Genomic DNA, 18,076 nt, shown 5'->3' with positions numbered 1-18,076 from the left:
GATTATGCGTCAGGAGAAACCCGCGATGGTCACCCGGTCCGGCCCGGTCATCCTCGTCGCCTGTGCGCTCGACCGCTCGGTCATGCCCGATCCGGCCGTGCGGTATCAGCCCGAACCCATCACCGGTCGCCGTTACCAGCCCGTCACCGTCGCTCCACGACCGGCGCCGACATCCCATCCCATCGTCTCCGGGCGGCCCGCCGGCAGCGTCGGGTGAGGGCGGGACAGGTGATCGGCGCGGTCGCTCGGCCGTCACGCCGCTGCGCCGGGCTCTGGACCAAGCCACGGGTATCCGGCGAAACCCGTGCGGTCCGGCGGCCGAAGTGGACATGATGCCGGAGTGGACGAGTTGACGTATCTGCGGTCGAGACAGGCACTGCACGCGACGGCGGAGTTGCTGATCGCGGGGCCGCAGTACCGGGAGTTCGGCACAATCCGGCTGCGGGCCGTGCACGGGGGATTCGGGGGTGTGCGGTGGCCTGTTTCGGTCGTCGGCGCCGAGTTGGTGTGGCCGGAGGGGCGGACCCTACTGGAGGGCACCTACCGCGAGGTGGCGCGGGTGGCGGGCTTCGAACCGGGAGCGCCGGAAGGGTCCTATTCGGACATGACCGGTGTCGATCCCGACGCCGCGATCGAGCTGGATCCGTCGGCGGCCGGGCTGATCGAGGAGTGGTTCGCGGTGGGGGACAGGGCGTTACGCTGCCTGGCACCCGATGTGACGCCGGTGCTGTGGCCGGAGCATTTCGATCTGGCGAGCACGCTGGACGAGGTGAACTATGGCGTGTCGCCGGGCGACGACGCGCATCCCGGACCGTACGCCTATGTCGGACCGTGGACCCCGCGCAGCGGCGATTTCTGGAACGCGCCGTTCGGCGCGCTGCGTCCGCGCGACAAGGTGAACACCGTGGCCGCGCTGCTGCAATTCTTCGAGGAAGGCCGGGAACGGGCGGCCCAGAGCTGACCCCCGGCCGACCAGTTCGGTGGCCGGCCGCGCACCGAACGTCCGACCGGCGAAGATCAGGCGCCTTTGCGGGTCGCGGTCTTCTTGGCGGTCTTCTTCGCGGGGGCCTTCTTCGCTGTGCTCTTCGACGCGGCGCTCTTGGCCGCGCTCGTGGAAGTCTTGGCCGCCGTCTTCTTCGCCGCCTTCTTCGGTTCGGCCTTCGCCGCACCGTCGCCACCGGCCGTCCGGCGTCCGCTGGCCTCCAGGCTGCGCTGCAGCGCGGCCACCAGGTCGACCACCTCGGCGTCCATCCCGGTCGGCACCATCTCGGGCTGCTCGGGCACTGTGCCGGTGCCGCTGGCGATCGCCTCGTCCAGCAGGCGTTTGAGCTCGATCTGGTATTCGTCGGTGAACTGGTCCGGATCGAAGTCGTCGGACATGGCCTCGACCAGCGTCTCGGCCATCTTGATCTCCTGCGGCTTCGGTTGCGCGACACCGTCGAGGGATTCGAAGTCGACCGAGCGCACCTCATCCGGCCACAGCAGGGTTTGCAGCACCAGGACGCCGTCGCGCACGCGCAATGCGGCGAGCCTGGTCTTCTGGCGCAGGGTGAAGTTCACCAGCGCGGTGCGCTCGACCTCCTCGAGCGTCGTGGCCAGCAGCACGTACGCCTTCGGTGTGCTGGAATCCGGTTCCAGGTAGTAGCTCTTGTCGAACAGGATCGGGTCGATCTGGTCGGACGGCACGAACTGCAGGACCGGGATCTCGTGCCTCTCCGCCACCGGCAGTTTCGCGAAGTCCTCGTCGGTCAGGACGACCTTGTCTCCGTCCGGAGACTCGTAGGCCTTGTCGATGTCGGTGTACGGGATGGACTGACCGCACACGGTGCACACGCGGTCGTACTTGATCCGGCCACCGTCCTTGGCATGGACCTGATGGAACCGGATGTCATGGTCCTCGGTGGCGGTGTACACCTTCACCGGGACGTTCACCAGCCCGAATGCGATCGAGCCCTTCCAGATCGATCTCATTCCTCCATCATGGCCGAACCCGGGCGACCGCGCGACGGAACCGGAACTCCGAGTGTCGCGGCCGCGACCCGCCGGCGCAGCCGCCACGGCAACGCCGTGAAGAGGGTCCGCATCGCGTCGACGGTGCCGGTCAGGTCGGTGCGGCCGGACAGATACGCGCGTTGCGCCGCCGGAGGCAGCTCGAAGAACGCGTCGAAGAACTGCGGGAGGTCAGCGGGCGGCAGGGCCAGCAACGCCCGCAGTCCCGCGCCGCGAAGACGGTGGACAATCCGGGCGGCCACCGGCCACACGTCCTGACCGGCCGCAACGGCATCGGCCGCGGTCAGCGCCGCGGCGACGCTGTATCCGGTCGCCGGATGCAGGAACCCTCCCGCCGCGCCGAACATGTGCGGACCCGGACGTCCGCCCTGCACGGGAAACCGGACATGCTCGACGGGTTCCGCACCGGTGAGCTGGATGCCCCTGGAACGCGACCGGTGGTGCAGGCGCACGCGCAGCCGCGAACCCGCGAGCGCGGGACGACCGGCCAGGCAGGTCTCCTCCAGCAGCATCCGCCGGTCGTCGAGCGGGACGGCGTAGAGGAACGAGGGCGTTTCGCCGGCCGCCGCGCCGTTGTCGGCGCGCCAGTCCATGAACAGCGGGTCGAGATCTGCGCAGCGCTCGGCGTCCACGATCACGCCATAGGCCGTCTGCTCGGCCCGCGCCGGAGAACGGGTGAGGCCGCGGGCGTCGACGACTCTGGCCGCCGCGAGTGACCTGCCCGAGGCGAGAGTCACCCGCTCGGGCGAGACCTCGACCGCGCGGTCCTGGATGATCCGTGCGCCGGGCAAGGACAACGACATCTGCAAACGCGCGGTATCCAGCACTACGTAGCGGCGGTCGACCCGGTGTGCCCGAGTTCCCCATGCCATCGGCCGCGGCACCGTCGCGGCGATGGCCTCCGGCGCCAGCCAATCGGGCAGTTCATCGGCCCACGCCGCGTACGTGGCCGTCCATCCGCGCTCCGGCGCGGGATCCAGAGCGATGACCGTGAGCCCGCGCGCCGTAGCGCGATGCGCAAGGGCACGTCCGGCCGGGCCGAGGCCGCAGACGATCAGGTCCGGCGTCACGCTACGTCCGCGGGGGTGCGCCTGCGTGCATCGTCTGCGCCTTTCGTTCGCTCGCTCGGTCCTCGACTGGTCGGAGCCTAGTAGCCGCCTCGCCTCGACGGCGATATCGCGGTTCTCGCCGTCGGCCCACGCTGTCATGCCGAAGCCGGGCAAGTCCCAGATGAATTCTTCGCGAATACCGCGGCACGAACCCCGGCCGCGGGTCGGTTGTCCGAGACCACGGCGGAGCTGCCGTCGAGATGCCGGGAACAACGGCGCAGCGAACTCTGCTCCTGGGCGCGGTACCACACGCTTCGCGGACAGCTGAGGTGTGCGCCCAGGAGGGCGGCGGTGTCACGGCAAACGTCCCGGCGCGCGGTGGCACGGAATCTCGGCCGCACGGCGGGCAGCGCACGTCCCCGCGCCGCTCACGTACGGAATGTGTTCTCGCCCACCGGAGTTTCGCCCGACGTTGTTAGGATTCCGGGGCGCTGGCGCACGCATCCGGCCCCGGTGTCGAGGTTCGGCGGCGAATGACCGGCGTACCGGTGCGCCGCGATGGCGTGCCGGACAGGTAGCCGAACCGGCGACACCGTGGCAGTCCGAGGACGAAAGCGGCACGGCCGGAACGAGTTAGGGGTAGACGCGGTGTTCGAACTGACCAGGCGGCGCAGCCGGTGGATCCTGGGGGTGTTCGTCGTGCTCGCGCTGGCGATGGGCACACTGAGCGCGACGCTGTTCGACAAAGTGCAGGGCGGCGGGTACATCGATCCCGACAGCGAATCCAGCCGGGCGGCCGCGGTGCTGCGGGACACCTTCGGCCAAGCCACCCCGAATCTCGTGCTGCTGGTGCGGACTCCCGGGTCGGTGGACGACGCCGCCGCGGTCACCGCGGCGACCGAGCTGGTCGCCGAGCTGAAGTCGCAATCCGGCGTCGCGGGCGTCGCCTCCTACTGGACCGAGAAGTCGCCCGCGCTGCGCAGCACCGACGGCGCCAAGGGCCTGATCGTGGCCAGCATCCTCGGCGAGGAGTCCGAGGTCGACAAACGGGTCGGCGATCTCGCCGAGCGGTTCGGCGGCACGCACGGCCCGCTGGAGGTGCGCGTCGGCGGCTACGCGATGCTGCTGCACGAGACGGTGCAGCAGAGCGAGAAAGACGTCGTGCTCGGCGAATCCATCGCCTTCCCGATCACGCTGATCGCGCTGCTGCTGGTCTTCGGTGGTTTGGTCGCGGCCAGCCTGCCGCTGGTCGTCGCCATGATCACGGTGATGATCACGATGGGCGCGCTGTGGCTGATCGCGAGTGTCACCGATCTCGCGGCGACCGCGACCAACGTCGCCACCCTGCTCGGGCTCGGCCTCGCGATCGACTACAGCCTGTTGATCATCAGCCGCTATCGCGACGAGCTGGTCGCCGGACAGCAGCCCGCGGCCGCGGTGGTGGCGACCATGCACTCGGCCGGTCGTACCGTCGCGTTCTCGGCCGTGACCGTCGCGGTGGCGCTGTCGGGCCTGTTGTTCTTCCCGCTGCTGGCCGTGCGGTCGATGGGATACGCGGGCCTGGCCGTGGCGGTGATCGCCGCGGCGGTCTCGCTGACCGTGCTGCCCGCGATCCTGTTCCTGCTCGGCACCAAGATCGACAATGGTCAGCTGTGGTGGTTCCTGCGCGCCGCCCGGCCCGCGCCGGGCGAGGGCGCCTGGCATCGCCTGGCCCGGTTCGTGATGATGCGGCCGGTGCCCATCGGGCTCGCGGTGACCGCGCTGCTGCTGGTACTGGGCGCGCCGTTCCTCGGCGTGAAACTCGGCTTCCCGGACGAACGTTCGCTGCCGGAGTCGATGAACAATCGCCAGGTCACCGAGGCCATCCAGCGTGACTTCTCCGCCACCGAGCAGAACGGACTGTTCGCGGTGCTGCCCGAAACCGCCTACGACGCGGCGGAATTGGACGCCTACGCCCGGGAACTGTCGGAGATCGAGAACGTCCGCCGGGTCGACACCGCCACCGGCAGCTACAGCCACGGCGGTCTGCTCGCCTCGCCCACCGCGGCCAACGACCGCTTCCGCGCGCCGAACGCCGCCTATCTCAGCGTGGTTCCGGACACCACCGATCCCGGTGCGCTCGACCGGATCGCCAGTGCCGTGCGCGCGACGCCCGCCGCGTCGCCGGTGCTGGTCGGCGGAGTGGCCGCGGCGAACGCGGACGCGATCGACGCGGTGGTCTCCGCGCTGCCGTACGCGCTCGTGTTCGTCGTGCTGATCATGGTGGTGGTCCTGTTCCTGCTCACCGGAAGCGTCGTGCTGCCGCTGCTGGCGGTGGTGCTCAGCGTGCTGAGCCTGACCGCGACCTTCGGGGCGCTGGTCTGGATCTTCCAGGACGGGCATCTGTCCGGCTTGCTCGGGTTCACCGTCACCGGCGACCTGCCGCCGACGGTTCCGGTCATGCTGTTCGGCGTCGCGTTCGGCCTTGCCATGGACTACCAGGTGTTCCTGCTGGCCCGTATCCGTGAGGAGTACCAGCGGACCAGATCCAACGCGCTGGCGGTCACCTCCGGGCTGGAGCGGATCGGGCGGATCGTCACGGCCGCGGCGGTGTTGATCTCGCTGGTGTTCCTCGGCTTCCTCGCCTCGGACATCACGTTCATGAAGGCGTTCGGCATCGGCCTTCCGCTGGCGGTCCTGGTGGACGCGACCCTGGTCCGCGGATTCCTGCTGCCCGCGGCGATGGAGCTGCTCGGCGACTGGAACTGGTACGCACCCGGGCCACTGCGCAAGCTGCACCGGCGTTTCGGCATCGAGGAGGGACCTGCCGCCCCGGTTGCCGGCTCCCGGGATTGGCGTCAGCCCGCCCGGCTCTGATCCGCGTATCCGGTAGGGTCGGTCGGGCAGCCCGGGGGAGCCCGCATGGGGTGGGACGGCCGCCCGAGGATGTGGGAAGGTGACCGCGATGACGTATCCTCCCGGCTCCGAATTCGACGGCGGGTCAGGCGATTACGCGAAATCCGACGGTGTGGAGTATGGGTGGGGGCAATCATCCCCGCCCAGCGAGTACCCGATGCCGGCGTGGGAAGCGCCGCCGTTGCCCCCGCCGCCGAAATCCAGCACCGGCCCGATAGCCGGGCTGGTCGTCGGCATCGTCGTCGTCCTGGTCGCGGTCGGCATCGGCGTAGCGGTGGTCCCGCGCGAGCATGGCTCCGCGCAAGCCGCAGCCACGTCCGCCGACGCGACGGCCCGTGCGACCACCGCCACCAGCACGCGGCCGGTCGGCCCGTCGTCCGGCCGGCTGAGCCACACCGAATACGCCGGGAACTGGGACTTCCGGCTCGGGGGCGTCGAGTTGCACGCCGACTGGGTCGACGGCCGCGACCACTCCGACTGCGGTGACATCGACAAGGCGGGCAAGCTCACCGGTCTCGGTTGCACGTACGCGGCGGAAATGGTGTTCCGCACCGAGGGCGGCGCCGTGATGCTCACCCAGTTCATCCTCGGCATGGCCGATGAGAATCGGGCCGCCGCGGCGAAGGATCGATTCGCCGACGCGGACCTGATCCTGCGGCCGGGCTCGTACATTTCCGGTTACGCGACCGGCAAGTGGAAGGACGGCAGCCAGAAGGAGTTCGTCGTCGTGACCATAGCGACCGCCACCGACGCGGTCGCCGTGGAGACGGTGGAGAAGTATCTGCGCTACCGGCACGCCGACATGCTCGGCGCACTGGCGTTCCGGTAGCGCGGCGGCGCCCGTATCGGTACGGGAGCAGACGGTCAGAGTCCGCCGGTCGACAGCAGCCCGCCGTCCACCCGCACGGTCTCACCGGTGATCCACGCGGCCTCGTCGGACACCAGGAAGCCGATCAGGCGTGCCACGTCCTCCGGGCTGCCCAGCCGCTTCATCGGGTACACACTCGCGGCGCGTTCCTCGTCGGCCGAGTACAGCGCGTCGGCGAACTTCGTCTTGATCACGCCGGGCGCGACCGCGTTCACGCGGATCTTCGGTCCCAGCTGCCAGGCCAGTTCGTCGGTGAGGCGGATGAGCGCAGCTTTGGACGCGCCGTACGCGGCGATCACGCCGGTGGAGCGGATACCCGCCACGCTGGCCACGTTCACCACGGCGCCCCCGTGGTCGCGCATCCACGCCTTATAGGCCTCCTGGATGTAGCCGAGCGCCGCGACCACGTTCACGTCGAAGATCTTGCGCACGGCGTCCAGGTCGGCGTCCATCAGCGAGCCGAACACCGGGTTGATGCCGGTGTTGTTGATCAGGACGTCCAGCGAACCGAACTCCGTGACCGCGCGCTCGACCGCGGCCGCCCGATCCTCGGCGACGCCGGAGTTGCCCGCCAGCGCGACGACCTGCCCCTGGTGGCCCAGTTCGCGCAGCTCGGCGGCCGCCTCGTCCAGCGGGTCCTTCTTCCGTGCGGTGATCAGCACGTTCGCGCCGCGGCCGAGCAGCTCCGCCGCGACCGCCTTGCCGATGCCCCGGCTGGCCCCCGTGACCAGGGCGCTCTTGCCCAATAGATCGGTACTCATGGCATCGCACGGTAGCGCAGTGGTCCGCGCGCGCCGTTACCGCCGTCACATGCGGGGCGCTGGGCTGTGGGAGGGCCGTTCGTCCCGGTTAAAATCGGTGGTTCTTGTGCGCGTCGGGTCGCACAATCGAGCAGCATGCGTCCAGCACCACGATCCGCGAGGAGAAGTTTGTGATCACCGCGACCGACCTGGAGGTCCGGGCCGGAGTCCGCACCCTGCTGTCGGCCCCTGGGCCGGCGCTGCGCGTGCAGGCGGGGGACCGGATCGGACTGGTCGGGCGTAACGGCGCGGGCAAGACGACCACGTTGCGCATCCTGGCGGGCGAGGGCGAGCCGTACGCGGGAAAGATCCTGCGTTCCAGCGAGATCGGTTACCTGCCGCAGGATCCGCGCGAGGGCAACCTGGACGTGCTTGCCCGCGACCGGGTGCTGTCCGCGCGCGGCCTGGACACGCTGATCCGTGAGATGGAGAAGCAGCAGGCCCTGATGGCCGAGGTGGCCGACGACAAGGAGCGCGAGAAGGCGGTACGCAAGTACGGCAGGCTCGAGGAACGGTTTTCCGCTCTCGGCGGTTACGTCGCCGAGAGCGAAGCGGCGCGCATCTGCCACAGCCTCGGGTTGCCCGACCGGGTGCTCGGCCAGCCGTTGCGCACCCTCTCCGGCGGCCAGCGCCGCCGAATCGAATTGGCGCGCATCCTGTTCGCCGCCTCCGATGGCAGCGGCGGCCGCTCGGACACCATTCTGCTGCTGGACGAGCCGACCAACCATCTCGACGCCGACTCGATCACCTGGCTGCGCGGTTTCCTGCAGAACCACGACGGTGGCCTGATCGTGATCAGCCACGACGTCGAACTACTCGCCGACGTGGTGAACAAGGTGTGGTTCCTGGACGCGGTGCGCGGCGAAGCCGACATCTACAACATGGGGTGGAAGAAGTATCTGGACGCGCGCGCCACCGACGAACAGCGCAGGCGCCGTGAACGCGCGAACGCCGAGAAGAAGGCGAGCGCGCTGCGCGCCCAGGCGGCCAAGCTCGGCGCGAAGGCCACGAAAGCGACTGCGGCGCAGAACATGGCCAAACGGGCCGATCGCCTGCTGGCCGAACTCGACGACGTGCGCGTCGCCGACAAGGTCGCCAGGATCAAGTTCCCCGAGCCGGCGCCCTGCGGGAAGACACCGCTGATGGCCGAGAACCTGACCAAGGTCTACGGTTCGCTGGAGATCTTCACCGGCGTCGATCTCGCGATCGATCGCGGCAGCCGGGTGGTGGTGCTCGGGCTCAACGGCGCGGGCAAGACCACGTTGCTGCGCCTGCTCGCCGGGGTCGAGCAGCCGACCGCGGGCGGCCTCGTGCCAGGCCACGGCCTGAAGATCGGGTACTTCGCGCAGGAGCACGACACCCTGGACGACGACGCCACCGTCTGGGAGAACATCCGCCACGCCGCGCCGGACGCGGGTGAACAGGACCTGCGTGGCCTGCTCGGCGCGTTCATGTTCTCCGGTCCGCAGCTCGACCAGCCCGCCGGCACCCTCTCGGGTGGTGAGAAGACCCGTCTGGCACTGGCCGGCCTGGTCTCCTCGGCGGCGAACGTCCTGCTGCTGGACGAGCCGACCAACAACCTCGACCCGGTCTCGCGCGAGCAGGTGCTGGACGCGCTGCGCACCTACGCGGGCGCCGTGGTGCTGGTGACCCACGACCCAGGGGCAGCGGAGGCGCTGTCTCCGGAACGGGTGATCCTCCTCCCGGACGGGACAGAAGACCACTGGTCGGCGGAATACCTGGAACTTATTCAGCTTGCGTGAGTTTCATCACAGGAACCCGTTGATCACGGCCTGCTGAGTGCTTAGCCTGGAAAGACGCTGCTCGGCGACTCGGAGGAAGCCATGAGCGACAGGCCCACACATAGCAAGGCCACATTGGGTAAGGGCACACGCGTCACCGGGAAGTCACGCGATCGCCTACAAACCCAGCTGAAGAAGCAATACGAGGCGGGTGCGAGCATCCGGTCACTGGCACGGTCCACCGGCCGTTCCTATGGCTTCATCCACAACGTGCTAGTGGAGTCGCATGTGCAGCTCCGCAGCCGGGGTGGGGCCAATCGCCGGAAAGGCCAGTAGCGTCCCGCGATGAATTCGCGCCGCGGGGATCGTCCGCACTGTTGAAAGAGACGGTGTCGACGGAAGGACCACGCGGTGCGGGAGCTGCTGCTGCAGATCATGGTGACGTTGGACGGCTACGCGGCCGGGCCGGACGGAGCGCTCGACTGGATCGAGGTCGACGATCCCGAACTGGACGACTATCTCGCCGAGCTGCTCAGCGGCGTCGACGCGCAGATCTTCGGGCGCACGTCCTACGAGTTGCTCGCCGGGTATTGGCCGGACGCGCAACGGAATCCGGCCACACCCGGAGACGCGCGGCTCGCTCCGCTGGTCAACGCGCTGCCCAAACTGGTGCTCACGCACCGGCCGGACCTGGAGCTGCCGTGGCAGCCCGCCCGCCGGATCGGCGCGGACCTGCCCGCCGAGATCGCGGAGCTGAAGAACAGCTCCGGCAAGCCGGTGGTGGTGTTCGCGGGCGTGCGGACCGCGCAGGAGTTCCTTCGTCTCGACGCCGTGGATGAGCTTCGGCTGCTGGTGTTTCCGGTGCTGCTCGGCGCGGGCCGGCCGCTGTTCGAGGGGGTGGCGCCACGGCGGCTGCGGCTGGTGGACGTCGTCGCGTTCCCGGCGTCCGGCGTGGTACGGCAGACCTATCGCCGGATTCAGTAACCGGCCACCATGCCGTCGCCGTCCACCAAGAGGTTGGCCAGGCTGCGGAAGATGGGCAGCCCGGTCTTGATCTCCAAATAGGCAAACTGGCCCTGCGGATTGACCTCGAGAAAGTAGTACTCGCCATCGCGGCCGAGCCGGATGTCGAGTACCCCGAAGGACAGCCCGAGCGCACCCATCAGGGTGGCCAGCGACTTGCTCACCGCGGCGGGCAGGTGGTCGGGCGTGAAGTCGACCGAGGTGTCCAGGCGGGAGTCGACCTTGCCGACGCCGGCTTGCGAGTCGATGCGCACGGTCCATTCGATCCCGTCCACCCACACGACGCGCAGGTCGCAGGTGGCGTCGATGTAGTCCTGAAAGGTGGTCGGCGCCGAACGGATCGCGGCGAGCCTGCCGAAGTCGTCGCGGGAGATGATCCTGGTCTCGGCGAATTCGCCGCGGCTGGTGCCGGTGCGCTTGTAGACCACGGGACCGGGCCGGGATTCGACGAAACTGCGCGCCTCGTCCGGGTCGTTGGTGATCAGCGTCTCCGGTACCGCGAACCCGGCCCGCAGCGCCGTTTCCAGCTGCACGATCTTGCGTCCCGCGGTGCGGTCCGCGCCTGGGTCGTTGACCCAGTGGGCCGGGATGGACCAGAGCAGTCCCTGGATGAAGCCATCGCACTCGGCTTGGCGAAAGTCGTTGTCCGAGGCTCGGACCCCCGCGGGCACCTGGGCGGGATGCGGGCGCCGCCACCACACCGACCGGACGTCGTCGAGGCCGATCAGATGCGACAGCGAGCGAGTCGTGCCGAGCCGGTCCAGGCGGAAGCTGCCGGACTCGCGGGGAAAATCCCGCAAATCGAGGTGGATCGGACTGAGCCCGTGGTGCTCTCGTAACGTCGCCGCCATCGCGGTGCCGTGGAGGTCATCGGATTCGGACACGATCAAGACCGAAGCCTTCCGGCGTCCCGCCATGCGCGTGCCGTTCAGTCGAGACTGTCGCAGTTGATGCCGTCGTCGCTGCCGCCGAGCGATTTGGTCTGGCAGTAGGTGAACGTCGCGCCGCCCGCACCCGGGCATTCCACGAGTTGCAGCCGGTCGGCCCAGATTTCGGTGAGGCGGCGCAGCTGGTCGTCGCCGAGCGCCTCCGACGGCGCCTCGGGGATGGTCATCGGCCGGTCGACCAGGTCGATCCGCAGTCGCTGGGTGAAGTCGGCGGTGGCGCCCGCGCGAATGTCCACCAGCACCGGGCGGCCGTCCTGATCGGAGTGCGGCACAGCGGAATCGACGACTCGCAGAACGTCGGACCGACGGAACGTCCACGTTCCCTCGGTGACGCGCACGCTGATCTCGCGGTCCGATTCCGCGACCAGCAGACCCTGGAGCGGAGGAACGCGGTCACCCTTCGGCGTCGTCCCGGGAAGGCGGATTGCGTCGGTCATAGCCGTTTCTCCGATCTGCTCACCATTTGCCACGACCCCCAAGCGTGTGAGCGATCATATCGCGGTAGGTGCTGCGATCGGTTGGGATCGGGAGATTTACCGGCCGATGGCAAACTGAATTCCGATACGGAACCAGCGAGCACCGAAAGATTTCCGGTAGGCCGGAAATAGTCAGGGCGCAATCATCGAGCTACCCCCGGCGTTGGATGTGGACCGCGTCCATAGCCCGATATTGGCGGCTGTGCATCTGTACTTTCGTGCACCGCGACCTCCGCGGCCGGCCCGGGCGGAACCGCCACCGCGTCCGCGCGGCATCGTATTTCCTCGGCTCGGCCGTGCGGGTCGTCTTGATCAATTCGATCGAATCGGACTGCACGGGCCGGGATTTGCGGGGCCAGTCGCGCCGGAGGGAGCTCAGCGTCGGTTGCCGTTGCGCTCGGCCCACCACGCGGGAGCATCGACGAAGTGGTTGTCGAACTCCTCCTGGGCCGCCGCGAGCTCGGCCATGGCCGATTCGCCCGCCGCGATGCGCTCCAGCAGGCGGAAGTACTCGAAGCGCTGCACGCCCGGCGTGAGGGCGATCAAGATGCGCGCCGAGCTGTCCGGCGCGGCGCCGAACGCGTGCGGCATGAATCTGGGCACCACGATCGAACCGCCCGCGCCCACTGTGACGATCCGGTCGCCCGCCAGCAGTTGCAGTTCGCCGTCGGCGACATAGAACAACTCTTCGGAGAGCGTGTGGTAATGCGGTGCCGCGCCGTCGGCCCCACGGTCCATGGTCACTTCGAGCGTGCTCAGCGCGCCGCCCGCTTCCTCGGCGTCGATCAGTAGTCGCAGGGTGACCGACTTCGTGTGCAGTGTCTCCGCGTCCTGCGGCTGACGGATCGCGGCATCGGTGTGCGGTGCGGGGGCGCTCATCGGGACTCCAATGATTCGTTGGTATATAGTTCGCTACCGAACTATATACCGCCGAATAGAATCCGTCCATGACCGAACGTAGGACCGACCCCATCGACGCGATCGTGGCGCAGTGGCGGCGCGAACGCCCGGACCTCGACCTCGAGGCCATGGCCGTGATCGGCAGGATGGGCAGGCTGATGATGGTGGCGCAGCGCGAGATCGAGGCGGTGTTCGGCAAACACGGCCTGCAACGCGGTGAGTTCGATGTACTCGCCGCGTTGCGTCGTTCGGGGGGACCCTTCGAGCTGAACCCATCGGTCCTCGCCGACACGCTGATGCTCTCGCGGGCGGGGATGACCGGGCGGTTGGATCGGCTGGAAGCGGCGGGGCTGGTGCGGCGGGTCGCGGACGCACAGGACCGTCGCGCGATCCGGGTCGCCCTCACGGAGGCCGGGCGGGAACTCGTCGACACCGTGGTCACCGAACACACCGCGAACGAGACCAGGATGCTGTCCGTGCTGACCGCCGGTGAGCGGCGTGAACTGGACCGGATCGCGCGAATTCTGCTCAGCAGCATGGAACCCGGGGACCCGGCGCGGTAGCTCACGCGGCCCTCCATCCGTCGAATCCCGCTCTACATGGGGAAACTCGTAGCCGGATGAGGTAGCTCGATACTCACGCCTGCGGTGCCGCGCGGGTTTACCTTGGAATTGCGTGCCGAAAGTTTCGGTGCGATTGTGCAAGGAGGACACGATGATCGACATCATCACTCTCCGCGGCACCGGGGAGCCGCGGAACTCCGATGGAACGCCCGCGGGCATGCTGCACGAAGTCGCCAAACTACTCGACACCGACAAATTCAGCTGTTTCGAGCCGGAGTGGCCCGCATCGGTGGGGCCGGTGCCGGTGGGACCCGCGCCGAATGTCTGGGGGCCTTCCCTGGACACATCGGTGCGGCTCGGCACGGCCGCGGGGGTGAAAGCCATCCAGGACTCGCCGAATGTCTGCGGGCTGCTGAGCTATTCGCTCGGCGGCATCTGCGCCAGCCGGATCTTGGAGGGCGTCCGGTCGGGGAAGTACAAGAACATCGATGGCACGCCGCTGGAGATCGCGTTCGTGGTGAACATCGCCAACCCGTTGCGCCGGGCCGGTGAGTCGGTCGGAAATCTCTGCCCGGCATCGACCTTCGGTCTGCACGGGCAGCGCGGCGCGTGGCCTGCGTCGGTCGCGGTCCGTGAGTACGCCAACCCCGGCGACATCATTACCGCCGCCCCGAAGGATTCGCCGTTGCGCATCATCGGCGTCGGCATCTCGCCGTTCTCTTTCGTCGAGGGCGCTCGCATCGGCAACGTCGCGCCGCTGATCTTCGCCGAACTACTCGAGATCCTGCAACGCGACCCGATCGGCAACCTCGACCGCTACAGCGCGGCGGTCCGCGGCGTCATCGGTTACCTGACCCCATGGCCGCACGGTCAGCACGTGCTCTACGCGACGAAAAACATGCCGGGCACGAATGTTCTCTGGACCAAGCACGCCGCGGAGTACATCAACGCGACGTATTGAACACTCCTCGCCGCAAGCACTGCGCTCCCCGCCTCTCCGCGCTTTTCGGCCGGATCTACGACGTGACGACTGATTTCGCACGCACATGGGTAACTCGCCGGGTACGCCCGAAACACAGGTGGCACCCAACGCAGGACCTGAACGCAAATCTCGCGTCACTCAACTAGTACGGTCTGAAGGCCCGGAGAGGCGGGGGAGCGAGGCGGGGGAGCGGACGGAGGCTTCTACGAGGTCCAGCACCGCGGAGAGGTTTTCGTTGGTGTGGCCGGAGGCGATCCGGGCGATCAAGCCGTCCAGGACGAGGTCGAGGTAGCCGAGCAGGACGTCGGTGGGGACGTCGTCGCGCAGTGCGCCCGCGGCCTTGCGGCGTTCCAGGCGGGCCAGGGTGGCGGCGGTGAGCTCAGCGGAACGCTGGGTCCAGCCGGCGCGGAATTCGGGATCGGTGCGCAACCGCCGCGCGATCTCCAAACGCGTTCCGAGCCAGTTGAACTGCTCGGGGTGGGCGAGCATATCGCGCATCACCTGCACGATGCCCTGGTTGGCCGCGACGTCGGCCATGCGTTCGGCATCCTCTTGGGCGAGGGCGAGAAACAGCGCGTCCTTGTCGCGGAAGTGATGGAAGATAGCGCCTCGGGAGAGCCCGATCTCCTCCTCCAGGCGGCGCACGGTGGCGCCGTCGTAGCCGTACTCGGCGAAGCAGCGGCGTGCCCCGTCGAGAATCTGGCTGCGCCGGGCGGCGAGGTGATCGTCACTGACCTTGGGCATCGGGCTCCTCCGGGGGAAGCGGGCATCGCGCGTGGGTGCGCGGTGCGGCGCGAAGCGGAATGTGGAGAGGTCCGCGCACCGCGGATGCGGTGCGCGGACCCTTCTGCGACGGTTCCTACCGTCGGCGGAACACAGTTCAGCCGCGAATCATGTTGCGCAGCACGTACTGCAGGATGCCGCCGTTGCGGTAGTAATCGGCCTCACCGGGGGTGTCGATCCGCACGACCGCGTCGAAGGTGATCTTGTCACCATTCTCCTTGGTGGCGGTGACCTTCAGGGTCTTCGGGGTGACACCCTCGTTCAGCTTGGTGATGCCCTCGATGTCGAAGGTCTCCGTGCCGTCCAGCTTCAGCGACGCGGCCGACTCACCCGCCGGGAACTGCAGCGGGATGACGCCCATGCCGATGAGGTTGGAGCGGTGAATGCGCTCGAACGACTCGGTGATGACGGCCTTCACGCCCAGCAGCCGGGTGCCCTTGGCGGCCCAGTCACGTGACGAGCCCGAGCCGTACTCCTTGCCACCGAGCACGACCAGCGGGATGCCCGCGGCCTGGTAGTTCTGCGACGCGTCGTAGATGAACGCCTGCGGGCCGCCCGGCTGGGTGAAGTCGCGGGTGTAGCCACCCGAGACGTCGTCGAGCAGCTGGTTGCGCAGCCGGATGTTGGCGAAGGTGCCGCGGATCATCACCTCGTGGTTGCCGCGACGCGAGCCATAGGAGTTGTAGTCCTTGCGCTCGACGCCGTTGGCCTCCAGGTACTGGGCGGCCGGGGTGCCCGGCTTGATGTTGCCCGCCGGCGAGATGTGGTCGGTGGTGACCGAGTCGCCGAGCAGCGCGAGCACTCGGGCGCCCGTGATGTCGGTGACCGGCTCCGGGGTCTGCGGCATGCCCTCGAAGTACGGGGGCTTGCGCACGTAGGTGGACTCCTCGGCCCACTCGAAGGTCTTGCCCTCCGGCGTGGGCAGGCTGCGCCAGCGCTCGTCGCCGCGGAAGACGTCCTTGTAGTCCTCGAGGAACATGTCGCGGGAGATGACCCGGTCGATGGTCTCCTGGATCTCCTGCGGCGAAGGCCAGATGTCCTTCAGGAAGACGTCGTTGCCGTCCTGGTCCTGGCCGAGCGCGTCGTGCTCGAAGTCGAAGTCCATGGTTCCGGCGAGCGCGTAGGCGATGACCAGCGGCGGCGAGGCCAGGTAGTTCATCTTCACGTCGGGGGAGATGCGGCCCTCGAAGTTGCGGTTGCCGGAGAGCACCGCGGTGACGGTGAGGTCGTTGTCGTTGACCGCCTTGGAGATCTCCTCCGGCAGCGGACCGGTGTTGCCGATGCAGGTGGCGCAACCGAACGCGACCAGGTTGAAGCCCAGCTTGTCCAGGTACGGCCACAGGCCGGCCTTCTCGTAGTAGCCGTTGACGACCTGCGAGCCCGGCGCCATGGACGTCTTCACCCACGGCTTGCGGGTCAGGCCCTTCTCCACCGCGTTGCGGGCCAGCAGCGCCGCGCCGAGCATGACCGACGGGTTGGAGGTGTTGGTGCAGGAGGTGATCGAGGCGACCACCACCGCGCCGTGGTCGAGCACGAAGTCGCCGTACTCCTCGGTGCTCACCTTGACCGGCTTGGATGGACGGCCCTCGGCGCCGTTGGCCGCCGACACCAGGACGGCGTCGTCGTCGGCGAAGGACAGCACGGCCGGATCGCTGGCCGGGAACGACTCCTCGATGGCCTCGTCCAGGTGCGAGTGCGGCGTGCTGGCGGCAGGGCCGCTGACCTCGTCGCTGGTGTAGTTGTGGATGTCCTTGCGGAAGGCGATCTTGGACTCCGACAGCAGGATGCGGTCCTGCGGACGCTTCGGGCCCGCGATGGACGGCACCACGGTGCTCAGATCCAGCTCGAGGTACTCGGAGTAGGCGGGCTCGGAGTCGGCGTCGTGCCAGAGGCCCTGCTCCTTGGCGTACGCCTCGACCAGCGCGACCTGCTCGTCGGAACGGCCGGTGAGGCGCAGGTAGTCGACGGTCACGTCATCGATCGGGAAGATCGCGGCGGTCGAGCCGAATTCCGGGCTCATGTTGCCCAGGGTGGCGCGGTTGGCCAGCGGCACCTCGGCCACGCCCTTGCCGTAGAACTCGACGAACTTGCCGACCACACCGTGCTTGCGCAGCATGTCGGTGACGGTGAGGACGACATCGGTCGCCGTGACGCCCGGGTTGATCTCACCGGTCAGCTTGAAGCCGACCACCCGCGGGATCAGCATCGAGACGGGCTGGCCGAGCATGGCCGCCTCGGCCTCGATACCGCCGACGCCCCAGCCGAGCACGCCGAGGCCGTTGACCATCGTGGTGTGCGAGTCGGTGCCGACGCAGGTGTCGGGGTAGGCCTGACCGTTGCGGACCATGACGACGCGCGCCAGGTGCTCGATGTTGACCTGGTGCACGATGCCGGTGCTCGGCGGGACGACCTTGAAGTCGTCGAAAGCGGTCTGGCCCCAGCGCAGGAACTGGTAGCGCTCACCGTTGCGCTGGTATTCGATGTCGACGTTGCGCTCGAAGGCGTCCGCGCGGCCGAACACGTCGATGATGACGGAGTGGTCGATGACCATCTCGGCGGGGGCGAGCGGGTTCACCTTGTCCGGGTCGCCGCCGAGGGTGGCCACGGCCTCGCGCATGGTGGCCAGGTCGACGATGCACGGCACGCCGGTGAAGTCCTGCATGATCACGCGGGCAGGCGTGAACTGGATCTCGGTGTTCGGTTGCGCCGACGGGTCCCAGTTCGCAATCGCGCGAATGTGATCAGCGGTGATGTTCGCGCCGTCCTCGGTGCGGAGCAGGTTCTCCGCGAGGACCTTCAGTGCGTAGGGGAGTTTCTCGGTGCCGGGCACGGCGGAGAGGCGGAAGATCTCGTAGGAGTTGCTACCGACCTCGAGGGTGCCCTTGGCGCCGAAAGTATCGATACTTGTCGTCACGTCAGCTCCACTCGTCTGTGAGGGTGGCCGCCGACGGGGCTGTGCCGGCGACCGAGTCTTCGGAGGTGCTCCGGCGCCGCTGGGGCGCCGGGTCCTCGCGGTACGACCTTAACAGTACGCTTGT

The 18,076-nt window shown here is 68.4% G+C and carries 17 protein-coding genes; 9 read left to right on the top strand and 8 right to left on the bottom strand.

Translation table 11 applies throughout. The features are described 5' to 3' along the window. Positions 1-25 precede the first annotated feature (25 nt). Together ACWPXK_RS14735 and ACWPXK_RS14730 are read left to right on the top strand one after the other, a co-directional pair. Entirely contained in the window at positions 26-217 is a 192-nt protein-coding gene (locus ACWPXK_RS14735; protein ID WP_454196677.1) for a hypothetical protein, read from the top strand. A 123-nt stretch (positions 218-340) separates the two neighbouring features. After that, positions 341-961 carry a hypothetical protein gene (locus ACWPXK_RS14730; RefSeq protein WP_454196676.1) on the top strand — a complete coding sequence of 207 codons (621 nt, stop codon included), beginning with the start codon at positions 341-343 and terminating at the stop codon, positions 959-961. A 56-nt stretch (positions 962-1,017) separates the two neighbouring features. Here the strand turns inward: ACWPXK_RS14730 and ku are convergent, their stop codons facing one another. Next, positions 1,018-1,971: a non-homologous end joining protein Ku gene (ku, locus tag ACWPXK_RS14725; protein WP_454196675.1), complete on the bottom strand. Its 954-nt coding sequence runs from the start codon at positions 1,969-1,971 to the stop codon at positions 1,018-1,020. Then, positions 1,968-3,080, bottom strand: a complete 1,113-nt coding sequence (locus ACWPXK_RS14720; RefSeq protein WP_454196674.1) for a lycopene cyclase family protein — start codon at positions 3,078-3,080, stop codon at positions 1,968-1,970. Before ACWPXK_RS14720 ends, ku begins: the two co-directional genes overlap by 4 nt. A gap of 627 nt (positions 3,081-3,707) precedes the next feature. Here ACWPXK_RS14720 and ACWPXK_RS14715 point away from each other — a divergent pair. Together ACWPXK_RS14715 and ACWPXK_RS14710 are read left to right on the top strand one after the other, a co-directional pair. Beyond that, positions 3,708-5,915 carry an MMPL family transporter gene (locus ACWPXK_RS14715; RefSeq protein ID WP_454196673.1) on the top strand — a complete coding sequence of 736 codons (2,208 nt, stop codon included), beginning with the start codon at positions 3,708-3,710 and terminating at the stop codon, positions 5,913-5,915. Between the two features lie 88 nt (positions 5,916-6,003). Then, positions 6,004-6,783, top strand: a complete 780-nt coding sequence (locus tag ACWPXK_RS14710) for a hypothetical protein (RefSeq protein WP_454196672.1) — start codon at positions 6,004-6,006, stop codon at positions 6,781-6,783. A gap of 35 nt (positions 6,784-6,818) precedes the next feature. On the opposite strand, the gene ACWPXK_RS14705 is transcribed toward ACWPXK_RS14710, so the two are convergent. Continuing rightward, the gene (locus ACWPXK_RS14705) at positions 6,819-7,583 is read right to left on the bottom strand and encodes an SDR family oxidoreductase (protein WP_454196671.1); all 765 of its coding nucleotides are present in this window, start codon (positions 7,581-7,583) and stop codon (positions 6,819-6,821) included. A gap of 170 nt (positions 7,584-7,753) precedes the next feature. On the opposite strand from ACWPXK_RS14705, the gene ACWPXK_RS14700 reads away from it, so the two are divergent. The 3 genes from ACWPXK_RS14700 to ACWPXK_RS14690 all read left to right on the top strand — a co-directional run bounded on the left by ACWPXK_RS14700 (position 7,754) and on the right by ACWPXK_RS14690 (position 10,348). Further along, positions 7,754-9,385, top strand: coding sequence for an ABC-F family ATP-binding cassette domain-containing protein (locus ACWPXK_RS14700; protein WP_454196670.1), 1,632 nt, complete (start codon positions 7,754-7,756; stop codon positions 9,383-9,385). A gap of 81 nt (positions 9,386-9,466) precedes the next feature. Further along, the gene (locus ACWPXK_RS14695) at positions 9,467-9,700 is read left to right on the top strand and encodes a helix-turn-helix domain-containing protein (protein WP_454196669.1); all 234 of its coding nucleotides are present in this window, start codon (positions 9,467-9,469) and stop codon (positions 9,698-9,700) included. A 75-nt stretch (positions 9,701-9,775) separates the two neighbouring features. After that, positions 9,776-10,348, top strand: a complete 573-nt coding sequence (locus ACWPXK_RS14690) for a dihydrofolate reductase family protein (RefSeq protein WP_454196668.1) — start codon at positions 9,776-9,778, stop codon at positions 10,346-10,348. On the opposite strand, the gene ACWPXK_RS14685 is transcribed toward ACWPXK_RS14690, so the two are convergent. From ACWPXK_RS14685 to ACWPXK_RS14675, 3 genes are all read right to left on the bottom strand, one after another. Next, positions 10,342-11,271 (bottom strand): hypothetical protein, encoded by a 930-nt coding sequence (locus tag ACWPXK_RS14685; RefSeq protein ID WP_454196667.1) that lies wholly within the window; start codon positions 11,269-11,271, stop codon positions 10,342-10,344. The two genes, ACWPXK_RS14690 and ACWPXK_RS14685, sit on opposite strands and share 7 nt — an antisense overlap. A 44-nt stretch (positions 11,272-11,315) precedes the next feature. Next, positions 11,316-11,771, bottom strand: coding sequence for a hypothetical protein (locus ACWPXK_RS14680; protein ID WP_454196666.1), 456 nt, complete (start codon positions 11,769-11,771; stop codon positions 11,316-11,318). 414 nt (positions 11,772-12,185) lie between these two features. Next, the gene (locus ACWPXK_RS14675) at positions 12,186-12,599 is read right to left on the bottom strand and encodes a cupin domain-containing protein (protein ID WP_454197044.1); all 414 of its coding nucleotides are present in this window, start codon (positions 12,597-12,599) and stop codon (positions 12,186-12,188) included. Positions 12,600-12,757: 158 nt separating this feature from the next. Here ACWPXK_RS14675 and ACWPXK_RS14670 point away from each other — a divergent pair, with 158 nt between their 5' ends. Together ACWPXK_RS14670 and ACWPXK_RS14665 are read left to right on the top strand one after the other, a co-directional pair. Beyond that, a complete protein-coding gene (locus ACWPXK_RS14670; protein ID WP_454196665.1) occupies positions 12,758-13,273 on the top strand; it encodes a MarR family winged helix-turn-helix transcriptional regulator in 516 nt (171 codons plus the stop codon). 151 nt (positions 13,274-13,424) lie between these two features. Continuing rightward, positions 13,425-14,234 carry a hypothetical protein gene (locus ACWPXK_RS14665; RefSeq protein ID WP_454196664.1) on the top strand — a complete coding sequence of 270 codons (810 nt, stop codon included), beginning with the start codon at positions 13,425-13,427 and terminating at the stop codon, positions 14,232-14,234. Between the two features lie 159 nt (positions 14,235-14,393). On the opposite strand, the gene ACWPXK_RS14660 is transcribed toward ACWPXK_RS14665, so the two are convergent. After that, a complete protein-coding gene (locus ACWPXK_RS14660) occupies positions 14,394-14,999 on the bottom strand; it encodes a TetR/AcrR family transcriptional regulator (RefSeq protein WP_454196663.1) in 606 nt (201 codons plus the stop codon). 136 nt (positions 15,000-15,135) lie between these two features. Then, positions 15,136-17,952, bottom strand: coding sequence for an aconitate hydratase AcnA (acnA, locus tag ACWPXK_RS14655; protein ID WP_454196662.1), 2,817 nt, complete (start codon positions 17,950-17,952; stop codon positions 15,136-15,138). Positions 17,953-18,076: the final 124 nt, after the last annotated feature.

The organism is Nocardia sp. Marseille-Q1738, from assembly GCF_965283145.1.
Note: the sequence above shows the minus strand (reverse complement) of the source record. Positions and strands in the feature narration are given on the sequence as shown.

What these genes read in the sequence shown, in the direction of transcription:
- ACWPXK_RS14680 (WP_454196666.1), bottom strand. Translation starts at nt 11,771, where the DNA reads ATGACCGACGCAATCCGCCTTCCCGGGACGACGCCGAAGGGTGACCGC.
- ACWPXK_RS14670 (WP_454196665.1), top strand. Translation starts at nt 12,758, where the DNA reads ATGACCGAACGTAGGACCGACCCCATCGACGCGATCGTGGCGCAGTGG.
- ku (WP_454196675.1), bottom strand. Translation starts at nt 1,971, where the DNA reads ATGAGATCGATCTGGAAGGGCTCGATCGCATTCGGGCTGGTGAACGTC.
- ACWPXK_RS14735 (WP_454196677.1), top strand. Translation starts at nt 26, where the DNA reads ATGGTCACCCGGTCCGGCCCGGTCATCCTCGTCGCCTGTGCGCTCGAC.
- ACWPXK_RS14710 (WP_454196672.1), top strand. Translation starts at nt 6,004, where the DNA reads ATGACGTATCCTCCCGGCTCCGAATTCGACGGCGGGTCAGGCGATTAC.
- ACWPXK_RS14660 (WP_454196663.1), bottom strand. Translation starts at nt 14,999, where the DNA reads ATGCCCAAGGTCAGTGACGATCACCTCGCCGCCCGGCGCAGCCAGATT.
- ACWPXK_RS14705 (WP_454196671.1), bottom strand. Translation starts at nt 7,583, where the DNA reads ATGAGTACCGATCTATTGGGCAAGAGCGCCCTGGTCACGGGGGCCAGC.
- ACWPXK_RS14665 (WP_454196664.1), top strand. Translation starts at nt 13,425, where the DNA reads ATGATCGACATCATCACTCTCCGCGGCACCGGGGAGCCGCGGAACTCC.
- ACWPXK_RS14695 (WP_454196669.1), top strand. Translation starts at nt 9,467, where the DNA reads ATGAGCGACAGGCCCACACATAGCAAGGCCACATTGGGTAAGGGCACA.